Genomic DNA, 26,247 nt, shown 5'->3' on the forward strand with positions numbered 1-26,247 from the left:
CTGGATCATAACGGTTTTTGGAATTTGCGCTTTTTGCGCCCGCTTTTATTTTTGAAGGTCTTTGGCATCGACCCGGATAAAGTCGATGTCGTAACCCTTTCTTTTGAAACTTGTTTTCAGAAGCCTGCCGTCGTCGCCATACCAGAGATCGCGTTGGACATCCCCGGTCATGACATAGTGTGTGGCGGGTATTTCCCGGTTATTGATGGCAAGTGTTTCTGTCCCGGTTTTCCGGGTTGTCACAGCGTAAGGTTCGGCATTGATTACGCTGTAAAGGCTTGTTTTCGTGGTGACGTCCTCGCGCCAGAGCGTAAGGGGCCATGCGCCGTCACAGGCATCGCGTTTCGCAACACCCTTGCCGGCGACCTCGAAACAGTCACCTTCGTATTCAGCCTTGTAGGTATATGGGGAGCCGTCATCATTTGTATCGGTATCAACGGACACAAGTTGATCGTTCCGCCACTTTTCAAGGCGTGAATGGCCATATTGGAATTGAAGAAAAAGGACTTTCACATCGGTGCGTGTGGTGATGGCGGCTGTATAACCATCGGGCGTGTCGGTGATTTCGACCGTTTCAAAGCCGATCGGTTCACCATCCTTCAAGACCTGGTAATTCAGCGTTTCGTCGGCATGTGCCGATGAGATTGCACCAAGGCTTCCGATCAGGCCGGCGGCCAAAGTGCAAAGAACGGTGCTTTTGATAAAGCTGTGCCGCATCCCTGTTCCCCTGACGATAGAAATCAATCCAGCATGGATGAAAGTTTTGCCGCGACTCCCATGGAGCCCTTGATCTTGAGCTTGCCCATCGTAAAGGCGAGCATCGGATCAAGTTTGCCAGCAATCATCTTTTCCAGATTGGCTTTCTTGATTTTCAGGATGCAGTCCGCGTCGCTGATATCGTCGTCGCTGATTTCCGGTTCCGGACCGGTAGCATCAATGACGATATGTCCGTCTTCGCCGCAATCAAAGGCAACCACGGCATTAAGGCCGCGCAATTGCGGAAGTTTCTGTTTTACGGATTCGAGGATATCCTCCACGAACGCCTCCCTCTGAAGCTGATGTTGTTTTTCTGATTATGTCAGCACTGTAACGTAAAGTGACGTTAACGTAAAACAAATTACGATAGGGATATTTAGGCTCCTATTAAGTCACTGATCTGGATAAATAATCAACTGCAGGATTGTGGTTCCAGACAGCAAAAAGGACCCGAAAGTTTCGGGTCCTTTGCAAAGGCATCAAGATGCCGGTACGCGTATAGGTCGTGTTTCGGACGGGCAGTATCAGGAAACGATCTGCCAGCTTCCGTCAGGTTGCATGCAGGCCGTACCATAGCTTTGCTGCTGCTTTCCGCCGATGACCGTTGTTGCCGTATATTCCCGGCAATAGCGGCCAGCCGTATTTTGCCAGGTTCGGGTTGGTGTCATATCGAACTCGCGTTGCGACTCCGGGTTGATCCAGCGCGCCGTCTGTCCATCGGGAATTTGTTGAAGGGCATACCCCGTACAGGCGGCATCTGCCTGATCAAGGCTTTGCCCGACCGAGTATCCACCCAGAAGACCAAGGATCGCACCGCCAATCATCGCGGCATCACGACCGCTGCCTTTACCAATTGTCGATCCGATAGCCGTTCCTGCGCCGCCGCCGATCAGTGCGCCAATCACATCGCGGTTGCATCGCAGGAAATTGCCATCCGAAACAAACATGTCGGATCGATAACCACGGTCATAATTCTTGTGGTGTTGTTTCGCCCGGTAACCGTGTGCAGGTGCCCAGGACGGCGGATCTGCAAAGGCGGTCGCCGGAATTGCGACAGGTGCGGCAATTCCAACCGAAATGGCAATCGCCATAACGTGCCTTGTCCATTTTGAATGTGTCATTTCCGGCGCTCCTCATTTTCATGAAGGATGTAACCGGCACCTGTACCGACCAGCCCGCCGATTACTGCGCCGCAGGAAATACATCCGCCCGTGACGGCTGTACCAACAACGCCAACGCCCGCGCCGATGGCGGCGCCGCTCAGCATTTTCTGATCCCTGTCACCCAAACCGCTGCAGGCCGATAATCCCAATGTGCTCGCAACGGCCAATATAATGGCTGTGTGTCGCATCTCTCTCATGTCCTTCCCATTTTGTTTTGTCGCGGCGGCATTCCGGGAAATGGATAAACCACCGATGAAAGCAGTCTGATCGGGCAATAAGGAAGGGGTTTGGCGGCTTTAAGGGAAGAATGCGGCAGATAAGGTAACAAAAAGGCATCCGGGAGTGCCTTGATTCAGAACGTGTTTCCGGGGTCGATCAATCAAATTCCAGAACATCATTTGCGTTGAAACGGTTCAAACATCCCGATAGCTTGTTGGCGCGATCACGAGCGCGATAACAAAAACGCCAAGATACCAAGGGAAACGTCATGACATTTGCCGCGTGGTTGTCCGTTGCGACAATCTGCATTCTGGGTGCGATGACGCCCGGTCCCAGCCTTGCGGTTGTTTTACGTTATTCCGTCGGGCAGTCCCGTCAGGCTGGGTTTGCCTGCGCGGTGGCGCATGGCCTTGGGGTCGGCTTTTATGCCGTCATCACCATGACCGGCCTTGGCATACTTTTCCAGACGGTTCCGGCATTTCGCAATATCGTCAGCGTTCTTGGCGCGCTTTATCTGATCTATCTGGCGATCAGGGCATGGCGTGCGGCAGGATCGGGTGCGCGGTTCGAGTCCGAGCAGGGCGGGCAGGTTGCCGAAACAATGACGCAGGCGGCGCGTGACGGTTTCATGATTGCGTTTCTGAACCCAAAGATTGCGTTGTTCTTCCTTGCCCTGTTCAGTCAGTTCGTATCCCCGGAATTCGAATGGGGGGGTAAATTCCTGCTGGCTTTTACTGCCGCGGGTATTGATGCGGCCTGGTACTGCCTTGTTGCTGTTGGCTTGTCGCATGGCGCGGTTTTGCCATGGCTGCGCGCACATTCGATGTGGATCGAACGCATCATCGCGATATTGTTTGTCGTGATTGCGATGCGGGTCATCATTGGCATTTTGCCGGTTTGACCAAACGCGTTTTTGATCACCCGGTTAGCCGGTCTGCGACGCAAAGCTTTTTACTTCTTCGATGATCCAGTTCCGGAACGCCCGCACCGTCGGGCGGTTCCAGCGGGATTCCGATGACACGAGCCAGTAGGCATAGGGCGTCGGGGCGCAGATTTTGAACGGTTCAATCAGATCGCCATTGCGCAATGCGTCCTGAATGATGACGGGCCAGCCAAGCATTGCACCATGTCCGGCCATTGCAGCCTCAAGTGCGAGATATCCGTCGGAAAATGTGATTTCCTGCCCCGAAAGCGGTTCATCCGTTCCGGCGGCATTGAGCCAGTCCTGCCAGGCGAAAAAACTGAGGCGGTCGACAATGCGGGGCCCGCGCGCGATGTCGGCCGGCTCGCGAAAGCGGTCCTTGAGTGACGGGGCGCAAACCGGCAGCATCTGCTGTTCAAGAAGCTTGTACGCCCGCAATCCTTCCCAGCCACCGCGACCGAACCGTACCCCGATGTCAACATCGTCACGATCAAACGATGTCAGCCGATTGTCGGTTGAAATCCGGATATCAATTTCCGGATGGCGGTCGCGGAACCGGCCAAGACGCGGCACCAGCCATTTTCCGGCAAAAATCACCCCGGTTGTCACGGTCAGGACGTTTTCGTCCTGCCGCGTTGCTGCGGCAATGCTGTCGCGGATGCGGGTAAATGCATCGCTTAATCCCGGCAGCAAGCGTTGACCTGCTTCGGTCGGGATCATGCCCTTGTCTGTTCGGGCAAAAAGCTCCAGCCCCAGAAATTGTTCAAGCGTTTTAAGCTGCTGGCTAACTGCACCTGGCGTGACGTTGAGTTCGTCGGCCGTGCGCAAAAGTGTTCCGTTTCGGCCAATCGCCTCGGCGGCGCGCAGGCTGTTTAACGGGGGAAGTGGCGTTCGCTTCATTTTAGAAAATCTAAAACCATTTCAAAATACATGAATTGAACCATTCACGCGATCTGTTGGAATGTCAATCACGCAATGCCTATCAGTCTTGGATCGGCAGAGCAGAAGATTTAGTTCATCTAAAGGTGGAAGGTGAAATGAAGGATTTCCTGTGCGGTCTTTTTCAGATGTTCTTTGCGCCACCGGGTGAGCCTGATCCCTTGGCGGGTTTCACGCCCCGGATGCTCGACGATCTGCCATTGCGCCCGTGCGGTGTTTTTACGGGCTACTGTCATTTTCAAAATACAGGAGAACATAATGAGCATCGCGAAAACGACGAAAACCCATCCGTATCATATCGTTGATGTTTTTGCGTCATCGGTGCTTGGCGGCAATCCGCTTGCGGTGGTGATGGATGCGGATGATTTATCGACCACCGTGATGCAGGCGATATCGCGCGAGTTCAATTTGTCTGAAACGACCTTCCTGATGCGTCCGGAAACTGCCGGTGGTGCGGATTGGAAACTTCGCTCCTTTACCGGTGCCGGGGTCGAGGTTGGTGGAACCGGTCATAATGCTTTGGGGGCATGGTGGCTGCTTGGTCATCTTGGTTTGTTACCCGCCGGTCAGAGGGAATTTACCCAGGAAATCGGTGGCCGTGATCTGCCTGTTGAAGTCCTGAAAGGAAAAGACGGGATTACCGTGACCATGGATCAGGCGCCGGCGGAAGGCCGGGCGGTTCTTTCTGATCTGGATGCGCTTGCCTTGGGGCTTGGTGTTTTGCGTGACGACATTGGTATTGGCAATGTACCGGTGCAAACGGTTTACACCGGCACGGCGCATCTTTTGGTCCCGATGCGTAGCCGATCTGTCATTGCCAATGTGGAGCCCGATGTGCGCCGTCTGCGCGATATTCTGACAACGGTTGGGGCGGAGGGGATTTATCTGTTCTCGCTTGATCCGGAAGACAGAAGCATGACCGCGCATGCGCGTTTCTTCAATCCGACTGCCGGTATTGTCGAGGACCCGGCAACGGGCAGTGCCGCGGGGCCGCTGGCCTGGCAACTGGTGAAGTACGGTTATGCGGATGCGAACGCACCGGTCAGAATCATACAGGGCGTTGAAATGGACCGGCCCAGTGTGATTCGCATCGAGCTGGATGGTGATTTCATCAGATTGTCTGGTGGTGCGGTGCTTGCGGCATCCGGGGAATTATTTGTGTAAGGGCGGCTTCGTTTTTACAAGGGTGACCGGCGGGGAGGGCTTGCTTTGCCTTGCCGGTAATCCCGAATTGTCGGATTTGCGTTGAGCGACCCGGTTTCTGCGGCTAGCATGCGGCCAAACAAAGCAAAATTCTGGAAACGTTCGAAAATCTGCCAAAAGTGCCACGGGTGACACATATATTATGTCCCCATGTCGCGGACAAAATCAGACAGGTTCTCGTACTGCTTCGTTGTTTTGCCGTTCGTTCATGCAATTTCGGGCTTTCGGGCCCGTGATACTCAGGCTTTCCCCGCCACCACCCTTGCCGGAGTATTCCGATGACCCAAAATCAGGACGGTGTTGCACCGTCTGAAACCTTGTCTGCTGTGTCCCCAACGCAGCAGAATGAAGACATTCGATCCGCCGATCCTGCGTCACGCGGATTTCGTTACCTTGGTCCGCATATCGGCTTTTTGCTGGCGTTGCTGCTGCTGGCAGCCAACATGCGTGGCAGCATTGTTGCCATGGGGCCGCTTGCCGAGATTGTTGGCGTTGATCTGCAGCTTTCGGGCGTGCAGCTTGGCCTGCTGACGACCATCCCGGTTCTTAGTTTTGGCGTGCTATCGATATTTGCGCCACGTCTTGGGCAGCGGTTCGGGTTGGAGGCAACGCTTCTGACCATGTTGCTGTTTATCGCCGTTGGTCAGGGGCTTCGCGCAACGGGCAGCTATGGCATCATGATTGTCGGCACGATCATTCTTGGATCGGCGATTGCCGTTTTGAATGTGCTGACACCGTCGCTGGTGCGGCGCAGTTTCCCGACCCGTGTTGCCCTGATTACAGCGCTTTACACCTTTACCATGTCGACCGGTGCGACTGTTGCGGCATTTGTTGCAATTCCGATACGAAATGCGGCGGATGGTGATTGGCGGTATTCATTGGGGATCTGGGCGGTGTTTGCAGCCCTTGCCTTCCTGTTGTGGCTGCCAATGTTGCGCTATCGCCACAAGGGGCCGGCACCCGTTTCTGTCACACAGGTTTCGCTTTGGAAAAATGTCGAAGCATGGTGGCTTGCGCTGTTTTTCGGGTGCCAGTCGCTGATGTTTTATACCGGTACGGCCTGGGTCGCGAAGGTCTTCATCGATAGCGGCATTTCAGAGGGTGAGGCCGCAACCCTTCTGACGATTTTTAACGTGTTTGGCATTCCGGCCGCGTTTGCCGCCCCCCTGATCTATTCAAAAATCGCCAACAAGAAACTGGCGATGGTCATTTTGCATGTTCCGCTGATGGTCGGCATTCCGGGGTTTGTTTTTGCCACGACCGAGCTTCCCTATCTTTGGGCGTTCTGCATGGGGCTTGGGCAGGGTGCGATGATCAGCATCGCATTGACGCTGGTGGGTATTCGCGGTGCGGACCCGCAGACCTCGGCACGGTTATCGGGGATGTGCCAGTCGATCGGCTATTTGCTGGCGGCTATCGGCCCAGTTCTGTTTGGTGCCCTGCATGATCTGCTTGGCAATTGGGAGGCGGCCCTGTCCTTCCTGTTTGCGATTGTGTGCATTCAGATGATTGCAGCGCTGCGTGCGGGATCGGCCGAAAAGATCGGCGGATAACGTTTCACGTATCGCCTTCATCAGAGTTGATTGCCCGGACGTCAAACCGTCCGGGCTTTCTTTTGTGCGGGTGATGAGTTTATTCGGCGGCTTCGGCAAGCGGGGTGATATTGCGCGCTTCGTTTGCCAGTTGATCGAGTTTCTGAAGGACTTCGTGGGTTGCGGTTTCCATGCGGGCGAAGGCCGTTTCCGCAGCCACAATATCGCGGTTCCTGAAGGCCGTGATCGCCGCCTGACCGGCTTCGTGTTGTGCCAGATGCGGTGCCCGGATCGCGTCAAAAGACGGCAGATGGCGGAATGGCTTTGATGCCGGGCTGTCATACCATTTGCCAAACCGGCAGGCTTTGGCATCGCCCATGTGGATATCGGCACTGCTGCCCAGTCCGGCCAGAAGTTCGGCAACGGATTTGAAGAAAACGGCATGTTCGGCGCGGGCACTTCGTATGGTCCGGTTTGGAATTTCATACTGAACCAGTTCGGAAACCTGCGTTTCGATCAGGCCTTCGACCTGACCGATAACACCGATGGCCGACCGGATGGCCGCAACCTGCCCGCCGGTTTGTCCGGCGATGCCGGTAATGCCATCGCGGACGGCATCGGTTGCCCTGTTCTGTTCATCAAGGATGGTTGAAATATCGGCGATACGACGCGTCGTGTCTTCCATCTTGGTGCCGATGTCACCCATTTCGCGGGCAACATCATTCATCACATTCTGCCCGCGTGAAACGGCATCATTGCCGCGCGCCATGGCATCGACAATCCCCTGTGTTTCGCCCTGCAGATTGACAATGCGGCTGCGGATTTCCTCGGTCGCGCGTGCGGTCTGCTGGCTAAGGGCCTTGACCTCGCCTGCGACGACGGCAAATCCCTTGCCGGCTTCGCCCGCGCGGGCGGCCTCGATTGTGGCGTTGAGCGCCAGAAGGTTGGTTTCGGCGGCAATTGCTTCGATGGATGCGACAATCTCGCCGATTTTTTCTGATGCCTCGGCCAGGGCATCGACCCGGCCAGATGCGTCCGACACCGCATGTGCAATGTCATCCATGCTACCAACGGCGTCCTTGACGGTTTGCTGGCCATTGCGGGTGGCGGTGATGGCATCGGTCGCGTTATCGGCAGCAGCGCGGCCATTTTCGGCAATGTGGCTGATGCCTGAAACCATTTGATCAATGGCGGCCGAAATCGATTGTGCCTTGCGGTCGACATCCTCGATGACATTCATCATGCGGGCATTGGATACGGCACTTTGGTTGATCGCAACGGACAGATCCATCGTGCGATCAAGCTGCTGATCGGCAAAGGCGTTTTCCGATGCGTTATGGCGTTTGACGGCACTGGCATCGCAATAGGCGGTCAAGGTCAGTTCGATATCGAGCAGCATGACCGATGTCAGCGAAGTGACAATGCTTGCCGCCTGACCGGCATTCCATCGATGGCGGGTAATGATCGCCTCGATCAGGGCATCGGTGATCGCATTATAGGTCGCGACGTAAAGTTTGGGGGTAATGCCGTGGGTTTCGTGGGCCTGGCCGATCTGGCTGGCCTGGATGACGAAAGCCTCGTCAATCTTGCCGTCAAACAGGTTTTTCCAGTGATTTTGTAATGATTTCGTCAGGGACGCGATGGTCGCCTCCGAAAGCGGGGTGGCTTTCAGGTCGTCACTTTGGCTGATGGTTTTGTAAAAGCCTTCGGCGCGTTTGGCCGATTGATCGTGGATCAGTCCGGATGCCTTGCGCAAGGTGCCAAACGTTCCGGGCAGCACATTATAAATATCCAGACGATTTTCCAGTTGCGACACAACCAATTCCCCTTACCCCGATCTGACCGCGCGGATGGCGGTTCTTATACATATGGGTGGGAACTTTAGGGTTGGTGAATTCAATCGGCAATGAAATTCGTTGTCGGGATATATCCGTTGTAAGATGTCATGCAGCGTTTGACTGGGCTGATTCCGTTCGACAGGTTGCAATGATCCAGTCACGGAACGCCCGAACCGCAAAATTGTTTTCCTTTTCTTCGGGATAAACAACGTAATAGGCATGCCGGTTGGGGATCGATACGTCAAAGGGGGCGACAAGCCGCCCGTTATCAAGTTCTTCGCGCACCAGAAATTCCGGCAGAAGGGCCAGCCCCAATCCGGCGACGGCGGCCTGGATCACCATGTGGAAATGTTCGAACCTGGGACCGGCAAGTTCATCGACAACCGCAACGCCGGTTGCGGCCAGCCAGTCCTGCCACGCGCGCGGACGGGTGGAATGTTGCAACAGGGTGCAATTGCGGACCCGTTCACGCGCAATCGGCAGGTCATCATTTTCCTTAAGGATTTTGGGCGCGCAGACCGCAATCAGGGTTTCGCCCATCAGGCGGTGAAACACGCAGCCGGGCATGTTGTCTTCGCCAAAATGGATGGCGATATCGATGCCTTCGCGGGTGAAATTGAATTCGCGGGTCTGGGTGATCAGGTTAAGCTGGATATCCGGCCACGTGGTTTTGAAATCCCCCAGTCGCGGCACCAGCCAGCGCGCGCCAAAGGTCGGCAATGTCCCGACATTCAGCATCCCGCCCGCATCGGAATAGGCCATGACCTGCAAGGTTGCGGCTTCTGCGCGATCCAGAAGATCGCGCACCTGTGCGGCATAGGCTTCGCCCGCCGCCGTCAGTTTCAGGCGTTTCTTCACCCGACGAAAAAGATCCCGGCCCAGATATTCCTCCAGTGCGCGGATTTGTCGGCTGATAGCACTTTGCGTCACGTTCAGTTCCTCGGCCGCACGGGTAAAGCTGAGATGCCGGGCAGAGCTTTCGAAAAATTGCAGGGCTGTGAGGGACGGCAGGACGCGACGCATGTGTTTTGATCCCCAAGTTCATTACCAAATGGAATGATATGGTGCGAATATATCGTTTGTGAGAATTCCTGCCAAGTCTTAGCATTTCAATGGTTCGGAACCCCTCGTGCCACCACATGATCCTTCCGGACAGTAAAATTGATCGGGTAATTGATAATATTACGGAAGGAGAGGCAGAAATGCCCCAGCCAGTTAAATCCCCGCTAGACAGCCAGCTTGGTGCCGTTCTCAAGGCTGTTCTTGGTGCGGAGAAGGCCGATTATCTGTTTCGCATGATTGATGTTCATGATCGGCTTCTGGCCGATCCTGCGAATGAGGTCGGAAAAGTCAGCCGCCTGACGATGGCGCAGGCGCTTAACATGATCCTGTTTGATGGTCTTTTGGAAGCCGTTCCCGAAGGCAAAGCCTATTCCGAGGATAAACTGGCCGCGGGCGAGCCGATCATTTTCGATCATGGTGCCATTCGTACCGTCGATGGCCCGGCAACCGGCGAATTGCCGCGCGGTCATGTTGCCATGGCGCGCATCCTTGCGCCGCTTGGGTTCGATGTTGCCGGTCTTTACCCGCTGTCGCGTTTGAAAATGACGGGTCGGGCGTTTTGCCATGCTGATGAACCTGAACTGATTGCGCAGTTCTTTGTGTCCGAACTTCATGTCGAAGAATTCAGCCCGGCCTTCCAGCAGGCGGTTGCCAATACGGTTGGCAAATCGGTTGATCCGCTGTCGCCCGGTGCCAAGGTCCTGCTGGATCAGTTGGCCGATAACGGCAATATCGGTTTTGCCGATGCCACCAAGCTTCTGCCGGTTCTGGTCAAATGTTTCGGCGCGCAGCACGGCCCGGTAGCCGAGGCCGATTATGAGGTCCTTTTGGCAGAGTCGGCCGAAATGGCGTGGATTTCGACCGAAGGCAATGCGTTCAATCATGCAACGGATCGGGTTGACGATATCGAGGCTGTCGCCAGCGAACAGCGCGCCAAAGGTCGCCCGATGAAGGAAAAGGTCGAGATTTCCAGCACCGGATCGGTGCGTCAGACCGCATTCAAGGCAACCCGTGTCCTGCGTCAGATGCGTGATGCCAATGGCGATCTGGTGACCCGCGATGTGCCCGGTTCCTTCTATGAATTCATCAGCCGCGATCACGTGCGTGACGAGACGACCGGTGAACAAAAACTTGATCTGCGATTTGACAGCAGCAATGCACAGGGCATCTTTAAGATGACTGCCGGAAGCAAGGCGGCATAAGGAAGCAAAAAGGCCGGAATGCCGGAACGGATTGTACCGTTCCGGTTTCAAAACATTCTATCGGGTGACAGGCGATCATGGGATCAGTGGACGAAAATTATGATGTCATCATTGTGGGCGGGGCTGTTATCGGAAGCTCCGCCGCATGGTTTTTGACCGGGCGGGATGATTTCAAGGGCCGTGTTCTGGTCATTGAAAAAGACCCGAATTATGAATTCTGTTCGACAACCCTGTCGGCGGCCTCGATCCGTCAGCAGTTTTCGACCCCGATCAATATTGAAATGTCGGGTTTTGGCATTGAATTCCTGCGCAACCTGAAACGTGATCTTGATCCCGAAGTCGATATTTCCTTCCATGAAAAGGGCTATCTGGTTCTGGCTACCGAGTCCGGGCGCGATATCCTGCGTCAGAATCACGCAACCCAGACCAAGCTGGGGGCCGACATCGTCTGGATGGAACCCGACGAACTGGCGGCCAAATATCCGTGGATGAGCACATCCGATCTGGCGGCGGCCTGCTGGGGCCGTACCGGCGAGGGATGGTTTGATGCCTATTCCCTGATGCAATCCTTCCGCAAACAGGCCCGCCGTCAGGGGGCCGATTATATCGACGGCGAAGTTGTCGAGGTTCTGCGCGATGGCGATCAGGTCACGGGTGTGGTCCTGAAAGATGGACGGCGGTTTGGCTGCGGGGCGCTGATTAACGCGGCGGGAACCGGTGGATCAAAAGTTGCCCGCATGGCGGGGCTTGAAATCCCGGTCGAGCCGCGCAAACGGTGCATCTTTGTGTTTGATTGCCGTGATGCGGCCGACATTAACGCGGCCTGCCCGATGCTGATTGATCCAAGTGGCCTTTATGTCCGCCCCGAAGGCGATCTTTTCATTACGGGCATTGCACCGCCCGCGGACCGTGATCCGGAATGCTGGGACTTCGAAGTCGATTACAGCCTGTTTGACGATATCATCTGGCCGGGACTTTACGAGCGTTGCGAACGGTTTGAGGCGATCAAGATGGTCAATGCCTGGGCCGGGCATTATTCCTATAACCTGCTTGATCAGAACGCGATCATCGGTCCGCATCCCGAGGTAAAGAACTTCTTCTTTGCCAATGGTTTTTCGGGCCACGGATTGCAGCAAAGCCCGGCAGTTGGCCGTGGCCTTTCGGAACTGATCGTCGCAGGCCATTACCAGACCCTTGATATGTCCGTGTTCGGCTATGAGCGCATCCGCGACAATGCCCCGGTTCTGGAACTGAACGTGATTTAAATCGATTTCGTAACGAATATTCGAAATCAATAACTTAACGATGAAAGCCGGAGCAACCCCACATGCCCCGTGACGATATGACCAACCAGACACAAGATGCCGCGATGGACGCCACCACTGTCACGGCACGCCAGAAACACAGCGTTTCAAATGGTATTCGCACTCTGCACCCGATTTATCTGGATCGGGCGCTTAATGCCGAAGCCTGGGATATCGATGGCAATCGTTATATCGATTTCATCGGCGGGATCGGGGTGCTGAATACCGGGCATCGCAATCCGGTCGTGATGGACCGTGTGGCAGCGCAGTGCGAACGTTTTACCCATTCGTGCTTTAACGCGTTGCCCCATGAACCTTATGTCGCGGTAACCGATTGGCTGGCGCAAAACTGCCCGATTGAAGGTCCGGCAAAATCGATGCTTACCAATTCCGGGGCGGAGGCGATGGAAAATGCCCTCAAACTCGCCCGCGCCTTTACCGGCCGGACGGGTGTTCTGGCCTTTGAAGGGGCGTTTCATGGCCGAACCCTTGCGACCCTTGCGCTGACGGGCAAAACCAAACCCTACAAGACCGGGCTTGGGCCGCTTCCGGGGCCGGTTTACCATTTGCCATATCCCTGCCGTGAAACCGGTGTATCGGTGGCCGATGCAATGGACGCAATTGCCAGATTGTTTGCCGTATCGGTCGACCCCGGAAGCATCGGTGCCGTGGTGATCGAACCCGTGCAGGGCGAAGGTGGTTTCAGGGCGTGCGACGCGGCGTTCCTTGCCGAACTGCGCCGTCTTTGCGATGCCAATGGCATGGTTCTGATCGCTGATGAAATCCAGTCGGGCTTTGGCCGGACGGGTAAGATGTTCGCCATCGAGCATGCCAATGTCTGCCCCGACATCCTCGTGATGGGCAAGGGCATTGGCGGTGGTTTCCCGCTGGCGGCGATCACGGGGGCGGAGGATGTAATGAATGCCCTGCTGCCCGGTGGTCTGGGCGGAACCTATTCCGGCAATCCGGTGGCCTGTGCGGCGGCAACCGGTGTGTTCGAGGTGCTGGAAACAGACGGCATTTTGAACCGTGCCAAGCAGCTTGGCGAAAAATATGCCACCCATATTTCCTGGTTGCGTGATTTGCCCGGCGGGCATGTGATTGGCGCGATGCGGGGTATTGGCGCAATGCGCGCCTTCGAATTGATCGCAGATGACGGGGCACCGTCGCCGAAACGTCTGCAAACATTATTGCAACTGGCCCGTGCAAGCGGGCTATTGTTGATGCCAAGTGGTGAACACGCCAATGTGGTGCGCCTTCTGGCCCCGCTGACCATTCCGTTCGAACAGGTCGATGAAGCTTTTGCCATCATCGGCAAGTTGCTGCCAAAGCTGGCGGCGGTGTCGGATGCGGATGACCGGTCGTGATCGCCGTAAAACTCAAAAAGAAGGGAGCTTAACCGTGAGTTTCAAAAACATTCTGACCGAACTGGGCCTGTCCGAGGCCGAGATTTCCAATGGTACGCTTAAGGTTCAGACCCCGGTTGACGGTTCTGAAATTGCGGCTGTTGCCGAAACCGATCCGTCGGAAATGAACGACATCATTGCGCGTTCGAAAAAGGCATTTGCCCAGTGGCGTCAGGTGCCCGGCCCGCGCCGTGGTGAACTGGCCCGTCTTCTGGGCGAGGAACTGCGCGCGGTCAAGGAACCGCTGGGACGTCTGGTGTCGCTTGAATGCGGCAAGATCTATCAGGAAGGTCTTGGCGAAGTTCAGGAAATGATCGATATCTGCGATTTTGCCGTCGGCCTGTCGCGTCAGCTTTACGGTCTGACCATCGCGTCCGAACGTCCGGGCCATAAAATGATGGAAAACTGGCATCCGCTGGGCGTTGTTGGCGTCATTTCGGCGTTTAACTTCCCGGTTGCCGTCTGGTCTTGGAATACCGCGCTTGCACTGGTCTGCGGGAACTCGGTGATCTGGAAACCGTCGGAAAAAACCCCGCTTACCGCCCTTGCCTGCCAGAAAATCTTTGAAAAGGCATTGGCGAAATTTGGTGATGCGCCGGAAGGCCTGCATCATGTCGTCATCGGCGATCGTCGCATTGGCGAAGCCCTTACCGACAGCCATGATGTGGCACTTGTTTCGGCAACCGGTTCGACCCGTATGGGCCGCGAAGTTGCCCCGCGTGTGGCGGAACGTTTTGGCCGTACCATCCTGGAACTGGGTGGCAACAATGCCATGATCGTGACCCCGTCTGCCGACCTTGATATGACTGTGCGTGCGGTGGTCTTCTCGGCGGTTGGCACCTGTGGCCAGCGTTGCACATCCCTGCGTCGCGTGATTGTCCATAAGGACGTCAAAGACGAATTGCTGCCGAAAATCGTTGCTGCCTATAAATCGGTAAAGATTGGCGATCCGCTTGCCGATGGTACGCTTGTCGGCCCGCTGATTGACGAAGACAGCTTCAACAACATGCAAACTGCCCTTGCCAATGCGAAAAAGGATGGCGGGAAAGTGCATGGCGGTGAACGTACACTGGCCGATCAGTATCCGAACGCCTATTACGTCACCCCTGCGGTTGTTGAAATGCCGTCGCAGACCGAAACCGTACGCAACGAGACCTTTGCGCCAATCCTGTATGTCATGACCTATGAAACGCTTGAAGAAGCCATTGCGCTTCAGAACGGCGTGCCCCAGGGCCTGTCATCCTGCATCTTCTCGACCGATCTGCGGGAAACCGAACTGTTCCTGTCGGCGGTTGGTTCGGATTGCGGGATCGCCAACGTCAATATCGGCCCGTCGGGTGCGGAAATCGGCGGTGCGTTTGGCGGTGAAAAAGAAACCGGTGGCGGACGTGAATCGGGTTCGGACGCATGGAAAGGCTATATGCGTCGTGCGACCAACACGATCAACTATTCCCGCGAACTGCCGCTGGCGCAGGGGATTAAATTCGATATCTGATTTTATTGCTGATCAGGTTCTAACAATGAAACGCCGCTGATTATTCGGCGGCGTTTTCAATTCCAAATGCTTTCTCAGAAAAGTAAATCTTGTGATCTTTCTCAAGTAATTGGTTCCCCGGAAGGTTGTCAAATAGCGCGTGATTTTCGGCTATTGTTTTGAACTTTCTGCCTTGTTCAGAAAAGCTATTGTAAAATAGCAACTTCAATTCTTGATTTGACAATTGGGATCGCACCATTCGGGAGTGGTGTTTTCTTGTATGATCACTTTGGTCGATGAATTTGAATATGTTGTATAAATACCTAAAATAATGAGATATCTTATTAGAATATCCGTTCATAAAAAATGTAGAAAAATTATTTATAATTTCTGATTTTGTATATGGTCTATCTTCAATAATATTATATTCTGTTATTATGTAATCTTTGTATTTTTTGTCCATTAATTGACAAATGTATTCAATCGCATCACGGCCTTTGAAAGTCTTTTTTACGTTGTCATGTTCGATTTCTATCGAATCTACAATTTCGTTAAACATGGACAACATTTGAAATAAAGTGTTTTCAAATTTTTGTGCGTTTATTTGCTCGGATTGAATCTCAAGTGCATCAGCTGACCGTATGAGTTCATTTCTCGTTAGTGACAGCTCCTTACGTTGAAGTGCGATAGTTAGCAGCAAGCCAAGCACAGTCACAAAGGTGAAAATTGGATTTAGAGTTCCGCCAAAAAAGTCACCCCATTGCCCCAGACCCTTGAAAAGTTCTGGATCTCTGACGCCAAACCACAGCAATCCTAGTCCAGTTAATGCTGCAACAATTACAGAAATAACAAAGGCAATTGTAGGCCAGTTATTTTCTTTTACATTGTCGCTCATAGGTGGCTTCTCGTCATGTTTCCATGCTTTCAATGGTTGCATGATGTACCGCTTAATTAAATAAAAAAACGGCCCCGAAGGGACCGTTTTCTTTAATTCTGTTTCCAAGCTTTGGCTGATTAGCCAGCCTTCGAGAAACGCTCTGCAACATATTCCCAGTTAACCAGGTCGTTGATGAACGCTTTGACATAGTCCGGGCGCGCGTTGCGGTAATCGATGTAGTAGGAGTGTTCCCACACATCGCAACCGAGCAGCGGGGTCTGACCGTGAACCAGCGGGTTTTCCGCGTTCGGGGTTTTGGTCACGACCAGCTTGCCGGATTTGTCGAGTGCCAGCCAGCACCAGCCCGAACCGAACTGGGTCACACCAGCCTGAATGAAGGCTTCCTTGAAGGCATCGACGGAGCCGAAATCTTCAACGATTTTCTTTTCCAGTTCGCCCGGAATGTTGCCGCCGCCATTTTTCTTCATCATCTGCCAGAACTCGATATGGTTCCAGTGCTGGGCAGCGTTGTTGAAGAGGCCGGCTTTGGATGCATCGCCATAGGATGCAACAACGATTTCTTCGAGCGACTTGCCTTCAAGGCCGGAACCTTCGAGCAGCTTGTTGCCGTTCACAACATAGGCGTTGTGGTGTTTGTCATGGTGAAACTCAAGGGTTTCAGCCGACATGACCGGTGCAAGCGCGTCATAGGCATAGGGGAGTGCAGGGAGTTCAAGAGCCATGATACAGATCCTCGACTTTCGTTATTGGTTTGTGCGGTCAGCACAGGGCTGATGCAACATATCCCCATTACCGCCTGCCGTAAAAGTGAAAATCCCGTGCAACCTGTTGGAAAACTTGTTGCTCTGGATGATCATTGCCTTTTGGCGGGTTCGGAAACGGGCATGATGGAAAACCTCGTGGTCCTAATCCTCGGCCTTTATCTAGGTCAAAGGCAGCAGCACGCAATGGCCAGACGGGCTTTGCGAATTGAGTTACGCTGCATATCCCTTAAACAAGCGAGCCTGCGCATCGTTCCATGAATAGGGAAATTTTCTGAAATCGGTGAATGATCCCCCGACCAGTGGCTTTGTAAAAATCCCCGTGGTTCCGATAGCATCGTGTTATCGGGCGCGTTGTACCCCGAGCCGTCAAACCGGCCAGTCCGTTATTCCTTGTATAGGCTGACCATGTTTTGAATGTCGGTACCATTGCGGATCATGACGTCATATTCCCCCTTTTGCAGGCGGGAAATATCGATACGGCACGGGAAAGAGCCGCAATCTTTGTTCAGCGCAATCGATCCGTCCTGAAAGGACAGGATGACTTCGCCTTTTGCCTGATCAGCATGGATGGTGACACTGTCGGTGGTCGCTTTCGGTGCGACACGGATTGCAGCCAGTGCGGCTGTCGTCACTGTCAAAACTCCGACGAGGGCGATTACAACCGGCTTGCTGCGCAAAGATCTAAACATGTTGTTTCCTCGCGCTTCTTTTTGGTGATGCAAAGATGCGCGGTGAAGACGGGAAAATGGGGGCGCAAATGCGGCATTTCCGTGCCGAATGTTTCGATTTTCCAACCGTCACACGTAAAAAGCCCCCTGAACAAAAGGTTAGGGGGCTTTCTACAATCAGTTGAGATGCGAAATTTTTATGAAATCTCTATTTCCGGCGTTCCATTGCGGCCTTGAGAGCCGCGGCCATGGCACCACCGTCATTTCCGGTATTGCCCTGACCGCCTTGATGATTTCCGCCGCGTTGCGGGTTGTGCCGCCCGGTGTTTGTGCGTGCCTGATGGCCGGGATTGCTTTGATTGCCACGGGACTCGGTACGCTTTTCACGGGTGCCTTCATAATCCGGGGCCGATTTCATCGACAGACCGATACGTTTGCGCGGCGCATCGACTTCCATGACGGTAACCGACACGATCTGTCCCGCCTTGACGACTTCACGCGGGTCGGAAACGAATTTGTCGGCCAGTTGCGAAATATGAACCAGCCCGTCCTGATGGACACCGATATCCACAAATGCCCCGAAATTGGTGACGTTGGTGACGGTACCTTCAAGTTTCATACCTGTCTTGAGGTCCTTGATCTCGTTCACGCCATCGGTAAATTTCGCGGTCTTGAATTCCGGGCGCGGATCACGGCCAGGTTTATCAAGTTCGGCCAGAATGTCGCGGATGGTCGGGACGCCGAACACATCATCGGCATAATCATCCGGGCGCAGCGTTTTGATAAATGGCGAGTCGCCAATCAGGTCTGCCAGCGGTTTGTTGGAACGCGTGCTGATGCGTTCCACCAGTTTATAGGCTTCCGGATGCACCGCCGATGCATCCAGCGGGTTTTCACCGCCGCGGATGCGCAGGAAGCCGGCACATTGTTCGAACGCTTTGGGGCCAAGGCGTTCGACCTTGCGCAAATCGGTACGCGAACGGAACGCGCCGTTGATATCGCGATAGCCGACAATATTGCGCGCCAGTGTTTCCGAAAGTCCGGCAACACGGGTCAGCAACGGAATAGACGCGGTATTAAGGTCAACACCCACACCGTTCACGCAATCCTCGACCACAGCATCGAGCGATTTGGCCAGTTTGGTTTCCGATACGTCGTGCTGATACTGCCCGACACCAATGGATTTTGGTTCGATCTTCACCAGTTCTGCCAACGGGTCCTGCAGGCGGCGCGCGATGGATACCGCCCCACGCAGCGACACATCCAGATCCGGGAATTCCTCGGCGGCAAATTGTGACGCGGAATAAATCGATGCACCGGACTCGTTGACAATGACCTTGGTTGCCTTAAGAGCCGGGAAGCGTTTGAGTAACTGACCAGCAAGCTCATCGGTTTCACGCGAATAGGTGCCATTGCCAATGGCGATCAGTTCGATCTTGTGGCGTGCTGCTAGGGCCGCCAGCGTATTCAGCGCCCCTTCGACGTCATTGCGCGGCTGGAACGGGTAAACGGTTGCGGTATCAACCATCTTGCCGGTGGCATCAATCACGGCAACCTTAACACCGGTACGGACCCCCGGATCAAGACCCATGGTGGCCTTCTGCCCGGCAGGTGCGGCAAGCAGCAGGTCCTTGAGGTTATCGGCAAAGACCTTGATCGCGTCTTCCTCGGCGCGGTCACGAAGCGTGCCGAACAGGTCAAGTTCGATGGATAGCGACAATTTGACCCGCCAGGTCCAGCGAACCGTATCGACCAGCCATTTATCCGCGGCACGGCCACGATCCGCAATACCGACATGGGCGGAAATCATGATCTCGGCCCGGCCCTGCTCGGCCCGGGGGCGGTCTTCGTCGGCGGCACCCAGGGTCAGTTTAAGTTGCAGGATGTTTTCGTTGCGGCCTCTGAACAGGGCCAAGGCGCGATGCGACGGGCAGGTTTTGATTTTTTCGGAATGTTCGAAATAGTCGGAAAACTTGGCACCTTCGGCCTGTTTGCCATCAATCACGCTGGCGCTGATTTCGCCGTCATTCCACAAAAGATCACGCAGTTTGGCGACCAGATCGGCATCCTCGGCAAAGCGCTCCATCAGGATTTGACGGGCACCATCAAGGGCGGCCTTGGTATCTTCGACGCCTTTTTCGGCATCGACGTATTTGGCAGCTTCGGTTTCCGGATCAAGGTTCGGATTGCCATACAGATCATCTGCCAGCGGCTCCAGCCCGGCCTCGCGGGCAATCTGGGCCTTGGTGCGGCGCTTTTTCTTATAGGGCAGGTACAAATCTTCAAGGCGGGTTTTGGTATCTGCCTCGTTGATGGCCTTTTCCAGTTCCGGCGTCAGTTTTTCCTGTTCGCGGATGCTTTCAAGCACGCTTGAACGGCGTTCTTCAAGCTCGGTCAGATAGCGCAGGCGTTCTTCCAGCGTACGAAGTTGGGTATCATCAAGACCGCCAGTTTTTTCTTTGCGGTAACGGGCGATGAATGGAACGGTTGACCCTTCATTGAGCATCTCGATGGTGGCAATGACCTGTTCGGGTCTAACCGAAAGCTCTTCGGCGATACGCTGGGGAATTGGACGCATGGTTTCTCCTTGGTTTGCTCGTCTGCCTGAAATAGCGGCTTTGTCCACCTACGAAAAGGGTATGTTTGTCCAAATTTCTGACAAAGCTTGGATCAGGATTCAGCTTTTGATTCCAGTGGTCTGAAATCCCTGGGGTTTGTGTGGGTTAACTTGGTCAGTATGAAGCTTGCCGATTTCCTATCAGGACGGTATTGCTGTGCTAAGCACAGATCCGAAATTCAGGTGAAAAGTTAATGTCGGGCACCGAGAGCTACAAAAACGTATATAACGATGATTTCTTCGCCTATACGTCCGGGATTTCTTGGAAATCAGCACAAAGGGTTGTGCCCGTTTTCAGGGAACTGCTGCCGTTCTGTCAAAGCGTTGCTGACTTTGGCTGTGCAGAGGGAGTTTGGCTTAAATGCTGGATGAGGAATGGAGTTGAAGATGTTGTCGGTGTTGACGGCGACTACATTGATAAGAATGCGCTTCATATTCCAAAAGAAAAGTTTTTTGCCTTTAATCTGGACGAGGCAGTAGATCTCGGACGTCGATTTGATGTTGTATGCAGTCTCGAAGTTGCCGAACATCTCAGCCCGGAGTGCTCTCGCCAATTCGTGCAATCCCTGACACGACATTCTGACATTGTGATATTTTCCGCTGCTCCTCCGGGGCAGGGTGGTGAGTTTCACATGAACGAGAGGGAATACGATGAATGGCGGGGATTCTTCTTGGAGGAAGGGTACGAGGCCTATGATTGCATCCGTCCAAAACTGCAATCCTTTCAGGATGTCTCGTTCTGGTATCGCTACAATATCGTTTTATATGTGAGGAAAGATAAGGCAGACCAATTGTCAGAACTCATTAAAACGACCAAAGTTGGAGTGGATGCGAAGATTCTTGATGTCGCACCACCGATTTTCAAACTTAGAAAGTTTATTGTTAAATTTATTCCCTATACTCTGCAGAATAAATTAGCTGCGTTGAAATCTAAACTTCGAAGCATTGCAGGATAAAATGGCTGGAAAGTTCCGCGAAACCGTCATTCACGAGGTGCCAAAAGAAAAGGCCGAACCGAAAACCTCGGAAGAAAAGAACGAAGCCATTGCCGGTGCAGACATGGCACCTGTTCTGTCACAGGATGCAATCAATGCGCTGGCCGAAGCCAAGGCCGCTAAGGAAGCTGCCGCCAAGGCGCGCGAAATCGGGGGGCCCAAAGGCCCCGAGCCAACCCGCTTTGGCGATTGGGAAAACAAGGGCCGCTGCATCGATTTTTAATCGACCTTATACGTCGGATAAGGATGTCGGCTGATAATGCGTGCGCAATGTGCGGATGTCGCGTTTTGCCTGGGTCACAAGGCCGGTTGTCTGGATAAGTGCATTTAGTTCACGCAAAACGATGGCGTGGGCCATCCCGAACAATCGGGCGAATGTTTTGCTGTCACGGGCGATATCCTGTCGGGCGGCGACCAGAATTGCCCCCTGAACCGGACTGAGTTCCGGGTTGCTGGCCAAAGTGCGTTCGACCAGATGCAGAAAATGTGCTGCATCTGGTGCGTTATCTTTTTTCCCATGATTTTGGAGCGGGGCACTCACGCGGATTTTTCCGTGCGAAATGACACCATGATCGATTTGGATGTCGGTGTGTCGCTTTGATCACCGGCACTGCCAAGCGGCACCAGAACGTTCAGTTCCGGGTAATAGCCCGCGACACTGCCGCGCGGAATGTCATAGGACACAAACCGGAAATCATTGGCGATCCGTTCGATCCCGTCATCATATTCGCAAATTACGTCAACACGGTCGCCGGACCGGGCATTCAGCATGGCCAGATCATCGGGATGGATAAAGATGACCTTGCGTTCGCCGTAAACCCCGCGATAGCGATCATCAAGGCCGTAAACGGTCGTATTGTACTGGTCGTGTGACCGGAATGTCTGCAAGGCAAATTGCGATCTGCCGCCATCGGCCTTCTGGTTCTGACGGGCCTGTTGGTGGACTGTCTGACGGGGCAGGGCGGTACTGGCAAATGTTGCCTTGCCGCTTGGGGTGTTCCATTCCCGATGGGCGGCATCATTGCGCAGATGGAAACCACGTGGCTTGCGAAGGCGCGTGTTGTAATCGGCAAAGCCCGGAATGGTTGCTTCGATATGGCTGCGGATGCGTTCGTAATCATCGGCAAGGCTTGCCCAGGATACCACATTGCTTCCAACCGTTGCCTCGGCAATGCCAGCGACAATCGCAACCTCGGACAGAAGATGCGGCGATGCCGGGCGGTTAATACCCGCCGATCCGTGCACCATGCTCATTGAATCTTCGACACTGACCACCTGTGACTGACCTTGGGAATTAAGGTCAATCTCGGTCCGGCCCAGACAGGGAAGGATAAAGGCAGTTTCGCCGGGCATTAGGTGCGAATGATTGGGTTTGGTCGCGATATTGACGGTGAGACGAAGGCTTTTCATCGCCTTTTCGACAAGGGCGCTATCAGGGGTCGCACGGGCAAAGTTCCCGCCCAACCCGATAAAGGCCTTGGCACTGCCATCAAGCATCGCACCGATGGCAGCCAGAACATTGTGACCGTGATTGCGCGGAGCCGTGAAACCGAATTCCTTTTCCAAGGCATCAAGGAAGGCGTCGGACGGTTTTTCATTGATGCCCACCGTGCGGTCGCCCTGCACATTTGAATGTCCGCGCACCGGACACAAACCAGCGCCCGGCTTGCCGATATTGCCGCGCAGGAACATGAAATTGGCAATTTCACGAATGGTTGGCACGGAATGAAGATGCTGGGTGATACCCATCGCCCAGGTGCAAATGACACGTTCAGAAGACAGATAGACAGCGGCCGCCTGCTTGATCTCCTGTCGGCTCAGGCCCGACTGGTCTTCGATTTCCGACCAGCTGGTGGCATTGACCGCGGCCCGGTATTCGCGCAGTCCGTCGCAATGCTCATTGAGGAAGGCGTGATCAAGCACAGATGGCGCGCCCTTGGCGGTGGCTTCGTCATCAGCGGCAAAGATCGCTTTGCTCATACCCCGGACGGCGGCCATATCCCCACCCAGGCAGGGTTGGAAATAGTAGCTGGCGATTTCGGTCGAACCGCCATGCAGCATTTCAAGTTTGTCCTGCGGGTCGGAAAACCGTTCAAGCCCGCGTTCCCTGATCGGGTTAAAGACCACGATCTTTGCACCACGCATTGCCGCCCGGCGCAAATCGCCCAGCATGCGCGGATGATTGGTACCCGGATTCTGTCCAAGGACGAAAATGGCATCGGCCTTTTCGAAATCCTCAAGAAGGACCGTACCTTTGCCCACACCGATTGCCTGACGCAAACCAACGCCGCTTGCTTCGTGGCACATGTTTGAACAATCAGGGAAATTGTTGGTGCCAAAGATGCGCACAAAGAGCTGATAGAGATAAGCTGCCTCGTTGCTGGCACGACCTGATGTGTAAAACTCGGCCTGATCGGGGCTATCCAATCCTTTGAGGATGTCACCAATCTCGGCAAAGGCATCTTCCCATGCGACCGGCTGATAGGTATCGCTTTGACGGTCATAGCGCATCGGATGGGTGATGCGGCCGTTCAGTTCCAGCTCGTAATCGCTCAGTTTGCGGAGTTCGGTTACGGTATGCTTGGCAAAGAATGCCGGTGTCGCCCGCTTTTCGGTCGCTTCCCAGGAAACGGCTTTGACGCCGTTTTCGCAAAATTCAAAGGATGACCCGTGCTCGGGATCGCCCCAAGCACAACCCGGGCAATCAAAACCGTCAGGCTGATTGGCCTTAAGCATCGTGCGTGCACCGGTCAGGGGACTGCCGCTTTGCAATAATTGCTTACCGCAACTTTTCAGCGCACCCCAGCCACCAGCGGCCGATGATTTTTTTCCAATAAATATCTCGTTCATGTCGGCATCTATTTGCCAGATCGGAAATTAGGTCAAGTATGCAGACCTAATGGGGTGATAGAAAAAATTTATCAAACAGATCGGGCGATGATTTGAATGTGTTCAAAATGCAATCGGGGCCGGAACCAATGGATGGTTCCGGCCCCGAGCCGTTTTTAGCAATGCTGTAAAGGCAGATTATGCGCCGCGGATTGCCTTGATATTGTTGGCATATTCCGACGGGCCGCCTTTGAAGGTTGCTGATCCGGCTACCAGAACATTGGCACCTGCCGCGATCACCTGTGGGGCGATTTCCGGGTTCACGCCGCCATCGACTTCAAGGTCGATATCACGACCGGTCGCATCGATCATCTTGCGGATGCGTTTGATTTTTTCAAGCTGGCTTGGAATGAATTTCTGGCCGCCAAAGCCGGGGTTCACGGTCATGACCAGCACCAGATCAACCATGTCCATGACATATTCGATCACGCTTTCCGGCGTTGACGGGTTCAGCGACACACCGGCTTTCTTGCCAAGCGACTTGATCAGCTGAAGCGACCGATGCAGATGCGGGCCTGCTTCGGCATGGATGGTGATGATGTCGGAACCGGCATTCGCGAAAGCTTCGATATAGGGATCGACCGGTGCGATCATCAGATGAACGTCAAACACCTTGTCGCTATGGGGGCGCAGTGCCTTGACCACATCCGGACCGATGGTGATGTTGGGCACGTAATGGCCGTCCATGACATCGATGTGTATGTAGTCTGCGCCGGCGGCATCAACTGCACGGACATCAACGCCCAACTGGGCGAAATCGGCGGAAAGGATCGAAGGTGCGATTTTAATGGCGTTTGATGCGGTCATGGCGCGGCAAAGGTCCTGAAGCGGGTTGGGATATGGGAATTTCGCGGTTCTCATACCCCAAAAACGCGGTCCTGTCACCCAACCGGCGCGAATGGCAGCCCTGTCATGTTCCGAGGCAGGTCCTGATCAGGATTTCTTGACCAGCCGCGCACAGAAGAAGCCATCAATCCCGCCATATTCCCGCATATGAAGCGGCAGGATGCGAAGCTCTCCGGCATCGTTGATCGCCTCACTCCAGCCACCCAGTTCATCGGCCGTAATCGGTTTGCGTTCGTAATTCGGGTGGTCGGCCAGGAACGATTTGACCTGATGCTCGCCCTCTTCGGGTTGCAGCGAACAGGTGCAATAGATCAGTTCGCCGCCAACATTCAGAAGCTTGTCAGCCTGATTGAGCAGCTTGGTCTGAATCGGCAGAAGCGATCGCATCAGTTTGTCGTTCTGACGCAGCAGAATGTCCGGATGGCGGCGAATGGTGCCGGTTGCCGAACAGGGGGCATCAAGCAAGACCGCATCGGCACGAGGCGTATCGGGTGCGAGATCGGTGGCATCCCCGATAACAACGGCGGCACCGAGTTCAACACGCTCCAGGTTTTCATAGACGCGTTTCAGGCGGCCTTCGGATTTATCAACGGCAATGGCCTGTGCACCGAAAGCCGCCAGCTGCATGGTTTTTCCACCCGGTGCGGCGCAGAGGTCATAAATGGTTTTGCCCTTGTGCGCCGAAAACAGTTTGGCCGGGATTGAGGCAGCCGCGTCCTGTACCCACCATTTTCCGTCTTTATAGCCCGGCAGGTTGCGGATGCGACGCCCGCCTTCAAGCCGGACCGTACCGGTCGGCAGGACGATACCGTCCATTTTTTCCGCCCATTCGGCGGCCTCGGCCGGGTCTTTGATCGAAAGGTCAAGCATGGCATAGCCAAGGCTTGCCTGTGCAATACCCTGAGCCACGTCGGCGCCATAGGCCTTTTTCCACGATCCGCGCAGCCATGCCGGAACGTTCAATTGCCAGTCTTCGACATTTTCAGGCCATTCAAATCCGTCGCGCTGCAAGCCGCGCAAAACGGCATTGATCAGTTTGGTGTACCGATGAAGCCCGGCATCGCGCGCCAGATTAACCGTGCTGTCAACAGCACCGTGATCGGCTGTATCCATGAAAAACAGCTGGGCAACACCCAGACGTAGGATATTGGTCAGTCGTGCGGCGGTGCGATCTTGTGGCGGGTGATAGCGTGGGGCGAGCATGGCATCAATTTCACCGAGATGGCGCAATGTCGTACCTAGCACTTGGCGCAAAAAATTGCGATCCAGTGACGGCAGGCCATAACCATGTTTTGACAGAAGCTCGTCCAGTGTGACTTCCCCCCCGCGCAGTTCCTGCAGGGTTTTGAGCGCCAGCATCCGCGGATCGGGAAGATCGGCCGGTTGAGTATGGCGGTTATCCGTGCGAGCGCGGCGTTCTGTCAAAAGGGTATCTCCAGTTTCGGGTTATGGCTTGTAAGTAAGCGCCCTTGATAGGGCTGTAAAGCACTTAACCGCAGGATTTCCAGCATGGCTGGCCTGCCTGATGTTTTCCAACGACATTGAAAAAC

At 54.4% G+C, this 26,247-nt stretch carries 24 protein-coding genes; 9 read left to right on the plus strand and 15 right to left on the minus strand.

What is annotated here, in order from left to right; all coding sequences use genetic code 11:
* Positions 1 to 45 precede the first annotated feature (45 nt).
* The 4 genes from AUP42_RS07460 to AUP42_RS21505 form a co-directional block, all read right to left on the minus strand.
* Complete coding sequence (locus AUP42_RS07460; protein WP_062950370.1) at positions 46 to 717, minus strand: DUF6134 family protein; 672 nt, start codon at positions 715 to 717, stop codon at positions 46 to 48.
* A 23-nt stretch (positions 718 to 740) separates the two neighbouring features.
* Entirely contained in the window at positions 741 to 1,037 is a 297-nt protein-coding gene (locus AUP42_RS07465) for an SCP2 sterol-binding domain-containing protein (protein WP_062950372.1), read from the minus strand.
* A gap of 243 nt (positions 1,038 to 1,280) precedes the next feature.
* The gene (locus tag AUP42_RS07470; RefSeq protein WP_062950374.1) at positions 1,281 to 1,877 is read right to left on the minus strand and encodes a hypothetical protein; all 597 of its coding nucleotides are present in this window, start codon (positions 1,875 to 1,877) and stop codon (positions 1,281 to 1,283) included.
* On the minus strand, positions 1,874 to 2,023 hold the full coding sequence (locus tag AUP42_RS21505; protein ID WP_170954113.1) for a glycine zipper domain-containing protein: 150 nt from the start codon (positions 2,021 to 2,023) through the stop codon (positions 1,874 to 1,876). The genes AUP42_RS07470 and AUP42_RS21505 overlap by 4 nt, the downstream gene beginning before the upstream one ends.
* A gap of 383 nt (positions 2,024 to 2,406) precedes the next feature.
* Here AUP42_RS21505 and AUP42_RS07480 point away from each other — a divergent pair, with 383 nt between their 5' ends.
* Complete coding sequence (locus AUP42_RS07480) at positions 2,407 to 3,039, plus strand: LysE family translocator (protein ID WP_062950376.1); 633 nt, start codon at positions 2,407 to 2,409, stop codon at positions 3,037 to 3,039.
* Between the two features lie 24 nt (positions 3,040 to 3,063).
* Here the strand turns inward: AUP42_RS07480 and AUP42_RS07485 are convergent, their stop codons facing one another.
* A complete protein-coding gene (locus AUP42_RS07485) occupies positions 3,064 to 3,960 on the minus strand; it encodes a LysR substrate-binding domain-containing protein (protein ID WP_082824692.1) in 897 nt (298 codons plus the stop codon).
* 297 nt (positions 3,961 to 4,257) lie between these two features.
* Between AUP42_RS07485 and AUP42_RS07490 the strand changes: the two genes are divergently transcribed.
* A complete protein-coding gene (locus AUP42_RS07490; RefSeq protein WP_062950380.1) occupies positions 4,258 to 5,163 on the plus strand; it encodes a PhzF family phenazine biosynthesis protein in 906 nt (301 codons plus the stop codon).
* 317 nt (positions 5,164 to 5,480) lie between these two features.
* Complete coding sequence (locus AUP42_RS07495; protein ID WP_062950383.1) at positions 5,481 to 6,755, plus strand: CynX/NimT family MFS transporter; 1,275 nt, start codon at positions 5,481 to 5,483, stop codon at positions 6,753 to 6,755.
* Between the two features lie 79 nt (positions 6,756 to 6,834).
* Here the strand turns inward: AUP42_RS07495 and AUP42_RS07500 are convergent, their stop codons facing one another.
* Together AUP42_RS07500 and gcvA are read right to left on the minus strand one after the other, a co-directional pair.
* Positions 6,835 to 8,550, minus strand: a complete 1,716-nt coding sequence (locus AUP42_RS07500) for a methyl-accepting chemotaxis protein (RefSeq protein WP_062950386.1) — start codon at positions 8,548 to 8,550, stop codon at positions 6,835 to 6,837.
* Positions 8,551 to 8,677: 127 nt separating this feature from the next.
* On the minus strand, positions 8,678 to 9,595 hold the full coding sequence (gcvA, locus tag AUP42_RS07505; protein WP_062950389.1) for a transcriptional regulator GcvA: 918 nt from the start codon (positions 9,593 to 9,595) through the stop codon (positions 8,678 to 8,680).
* A gap of 179 nt (positions 9,596 to 9,774) precedes the next feature.
* On the opposite strand from gcvA, the gene AUP42_RS07510 reads away from it, so the two are divergent.
* The 4 genes from AUP42_RS07510 to AUP42_RS07525 all read left to right on the plus strand — a co-directional run bounded on the left by AUP42_RS07510 (position 9,775) and on the right by AUP42_RS07525 (position 15,041).
* Positions 9,775 to 10,836, plus strand: a complete 1,062-nt coding sequence (locus AUP42_RS07510) for a DUF1338 domain-containing protein (RefSeq protein WP_062950392.1) — start codon at positions 9,775 to 9,777, stop codon at positions 10,834 to 10,836.
* 77 nt (positions 10,837 to 10,913) lie between these two features.
* Complete coding sequence (locus AUP42_RS07515) at positions 10,914 to 12,101, plus strand: NAD(P)/FAD-dependent oxidoreductase (RefSeq protein WP_062950393.1); 1,188 nt, start codon at positions 10,914 to 10,916, stop codon at positions 12,099 to 12,101.
* Between the two features lie 62 nt (positions 12,102 to 12,163).
* Positions 12,164 to 13,507: an aspartate aminotransferase family protein gene (locus AUP42_RS07520; RefSeq protein ID WP_082824694.1), complete on the plus strand. Its 1,344-nt coding sequence runs from the start codon at positions 12,164 to 12,166 to the stop codon at positions 13,505 to 13,507.
* Between the two features lie 34 nt (positions 13,508 to 13,541).
* Complete coding sequence (locus AUP42_RS07525; RefSeq protein WP_156484576.1) at positions 13,542 to 15,041, plus strand: aldehyde dehydrogenase family protein; 1,500 nt, start codon at positions 13,542 to 13,544, stop codon at positions 15,039 to 15,041.
* Positions 15,042 to 15,081: 40 nt separating this feature from the next.
* Here the strand turns inward: AUP42_RS07525 and AUP42_RS07530 are convergent, their stop codons facing one another.
* The 4 genes from AUP42_RS07530 to AUP42_RS07550 all read right to left on the minus strand — a co-directional run bounded on the left by AUP42_RS07530 (position 15,082) and on the right by AUP42_RS07550 (position 19,928).
* Positions 15,082 to 15,915 carry a putative phage abortive infection protein gene (locus tag AUP42_RS07530; protein ID WP_062950394.1) on the minus strand — a complete coding sequence of 278 codons (834 nt, stop codon included), beginning with the start codon at positions 15,913 to 15,915 and terminating at the stop codon, positions 15,082 to 15,084.
* 119 nt (positions 15,916 to 16,034) lie between these two features.
* Entirely contained in the window at positions 16,035 to 16,640 is a 606-nt protein-coding gene (locus tag AUP42_RS07535) for a superoxide dismutase (protein WP_007088675.1), read from the minus strand.
* A 425-nt stretch (positions 16,641 to 17,065) separates the two neighbouring features.
* Positions 17,066 to 17,371 (minus strand): hypothetical protein, encoded by a 306-nt coding sequence (locus tag AUP42_RS07545; RefSeq protein WP_062950398.1) that lies wholly within the window; start codon positions 17,369 to 17,371, stop codon positions 17,066 to 17,068.
* A 187-nt stretch (positions 17,372 to 17,558) separates the two neighbouring features.
* Positions 17,559 to 19,928 carry a Tex family protein gene (locus AUP42_RS07550; protein WP_062950399.1) on the minus strand — a complete coding sequence of 790 codons (2,370 nt, stop codon included), beginning with the start codon at positions 19,926 to 19,928 and terminating at the stop codon, positions 17,559 to 17,561.
* A 233-nt stretch (positions 19,929 to 20,161) separates the two neighbouring features.
* Between AUP42_RS07550 and AUP42_RS07555 the strand changes: the two genes are divergently transcribed.
* Positions 20,162 to 20,923 carry a class I SAM-dependent methyltransferase gene (locus AUP42_RS07555; RefSeq protein ID WP_062950401.1) on the plus strand — a complete coding sequence of 254 codons (762 nt, stop codon included), beginning with the start codon at positions 20,162 to 20,164 and terminating at the stop codon, positions 20,921 to 20,923.
* A 1-nt stretch (position 20,924) separates the two neighbouring features.
* Positions 20,925 to 21,185 (plus strand): DUF1674 domain-containing protein, encoded by a 261-nt coding sequence (locus AUP42_RS21510; RefSeq protein WP_062950403.1) that lies wholly within the window; start codon positions 20,925 to 20,927, stop codon positions 21,183 to 21,185.
* A 6-nt stretch (positions 21,186 to 21,191) separates the two neighbouring features.
* On the opposite strand, the gene AUP42_RS07565 is transcribed toward AUP42_RS21510, so the two are convergent.
* From AUP42_RS07565 to AUP42_RS07580, 4 genes are all read right to left on the minus strand, one after another.
* A complete protein-coding gene (locus AUP42_RS07565) occupies positions 21,192 to 21,503 on the minus strand; it encodes a hypothetical protein (protein ID WP_156484577.1) in 312 nt (103 codons plus the stop codon).
* Positions 21,500 to 23,812 carry an FdhF/YdeP family oxidoreductase gene (locus AUP42_RS07570; protein ID WP_062950405.1) on the minus strand — a complete coding sequence of 771 codons (2,313 nt, stop codon included), beginning with the start codon at positions 23,810 to 23,812 and terminating at the stop codon, positions 21,500 to 21,502. The genes AUP42_RS07565 and AUP42_RS07570 overlap by 4 nt, the downstream gene beginning before the upstream one ends.
* Before the next feature lie 177 nt (positions 23,813 to 23,989).
* Entirely contained in the window at positions 23,990 to 24,658 is a 669-nt protein-coding gene (gene rpe, locus AUP42_RS07575; protein WP_062950593.1) for a ribulose-phosphate 3-epimerase, read from the minus strand.
* 126 nt (positions 24,659 to 24,784) lie between these two features.
* Positions 24,785 to 26,122 (minus strand): RsmB/NOP family class I SAM-dependent RNA methyltransferase, encoded by a 1,338-nt coding sequence (locus AUP42_RS07580; RefSeq protein ID WP_062950407.1) that lies wholly within the window; start codon positions 26,120 to 26,122, stop codon positions 24,785 to 24,787.
* Positions 26,123 to 26,247 lie beyond the last annotated feature (125 nt).

Origin of the sequence: Thalassospira lucentensis (genome assembly GCF_001613805.1) — a bacterium.
Classification (GTDB): domain Bacteria; phylum Pseudomonadota; class Alphaproteobacteria; order Rhodospirillales; family Thalassospiraceae; genus Thalassospira; species Thalassospira lucentensis_A.

What these genes read in the sequence shown, in the direction of transcription:
- AUP42_RS07480 (WP_062950376.1), top strand. Translation starts at nt 2,407, where the DNA reads ATGACATTTGCCGCGTGGTTGTCCGTTGCGACAATCTGCATTCTGGGT.
- AUP42_RS07555 (WP_062950401.1), top strand. Translation starts at nt 20,162, where the DNA reads ATGTCGGGCACCGAGAGCTACAAAAACGTATATAACGATGATTTCTTC.
- AUP42_RS07550 (WP_062950399.1), bottom strand. Translation starts at nt 19,928, where the DNA reads ATGCGTCCAATTCCCCAGCGTATCGCCGAAGAGCTTTCGGTTAGACCC.
- AUP42_RS21510 (WP_062950403.1), top strand. Translation starts at nt 20,925, where the DNA reads ATGGCTGGAAAGTTCCGCGAAACCGTCATTCACGAGGTGCCAAAAGAA.
- AUP42_RS07545 (WP_062950398.1), bottom strand. Translation starts at nt 17,371, where the DNA reads ATGTTTAGATCTTTGCGCAGCAAGCCGGTTGTAATCGCCCTCGTCGGA.
- AUP42_RS07485 (WP_082824692.1), bottom strand. Translation starts at nt 3,960, where the DNA reads ATGAAGCGAACGCCACTTCCCCCGTTAAACAGCCTGCGCGCCGCCGAG.
- AUP42_RS07530 (WP_062950394.1), bottom strand. Translation starts at nt 15,915, where the DNA reads ATGAGCGACAATGTAAAAGAAAATAACTGGCCTACAATTGCCTTTGTT.
- AUP42_RS07535 (WP_007088675.1), bottom strand. Translation starts at nt 16,640, where the DNA reads ATGGCTCTTGAACTCCCTGCACTCCCCTATGCCTATGACGCGCTTGCA.
- gcvA (WP_062950389.1), bottom strand. Translation starts at nt 9,595, where the DNA reads ATGCGTCGCGTCCTGCCGTCCCTCACAGCCCTGCAATTTTTCGAAAGC.
- AUP42_RS07515 (WP_062950393.1), top strand. Translation starts at nt 10,914, where the DNA reads ATGGGATCAGTGGACGAAAATTATGATGTCATCATTGTGGGCGGGGCT.
- AUP42_RS07460 (WP_062950370.1), bottom strand. Translation starts at nt 717, where the DNA reads ATGCGGCACAGCTTTATCAAAAGCACCGTTCTTTGCACTTTGGCCGCC.
- AUP42_RS07510 (WP_062950392.1), top strand. Translation starts at nt 9,775, where the DNA reads ATGCCCCAGCCAGTTAAATCCCCGCTAGACAGCCAGCTTGGTGCCGTT.
- AUP42_RS07520 (WP_082824694.1), top strand. Translation starts at nt 12,164, where the DNA reads ATGCCCCGTGACGATATGACCAACCAGACACAAGATGCCGCGATGGAC.
- AUP42_RS07570 (WP_062950405.1), bottom strand. Translation starts at nt 23,812, where the DNA reads ATGAACGAGATATTTATTGGAAAAAAATCATCGGCCGCTGGTGGCTGG.
- AUP42_RS07490 (WP_062950380.1), top strand. Translation starts at nt 4,258, where the DNA reads ATGAGCATCGCGAAAACGACGAAAACCCATCCGTATCATATCGTTGAT.
- rpe (WP_062950593.1), bottom strand. Translation starts at nt 24,658, where the DNA reads ATGACCGCATCAAACGCCATTAAAATCGCACCTTCGATCCTTTCCGCC.
- AUP42_RS07470 (WP_062950374.1), bottom strand. Translation starts at nt 1,877, where the DNA reads ATGACACATTCAAAATGGACAAGGCACGTTATGGCGATTGCCATTTCG.
- AUP42_RS07495 (WP_062950383.1), top strand. Translation starts at nt 5,481, where the DNA reads ATGACCCAAAATCAGGACGGTGTTGCACCGTCTGAAACCTTGTCTGCT.
- AUP42_RS21505 (WP_170954113.1), bottom strand. Translation starts at nt 2,023, where the DNA reads ATGCTGAGCGGCGCCGCCATCGGCGCGGGCGTTGGCGTTGTTGGTACA.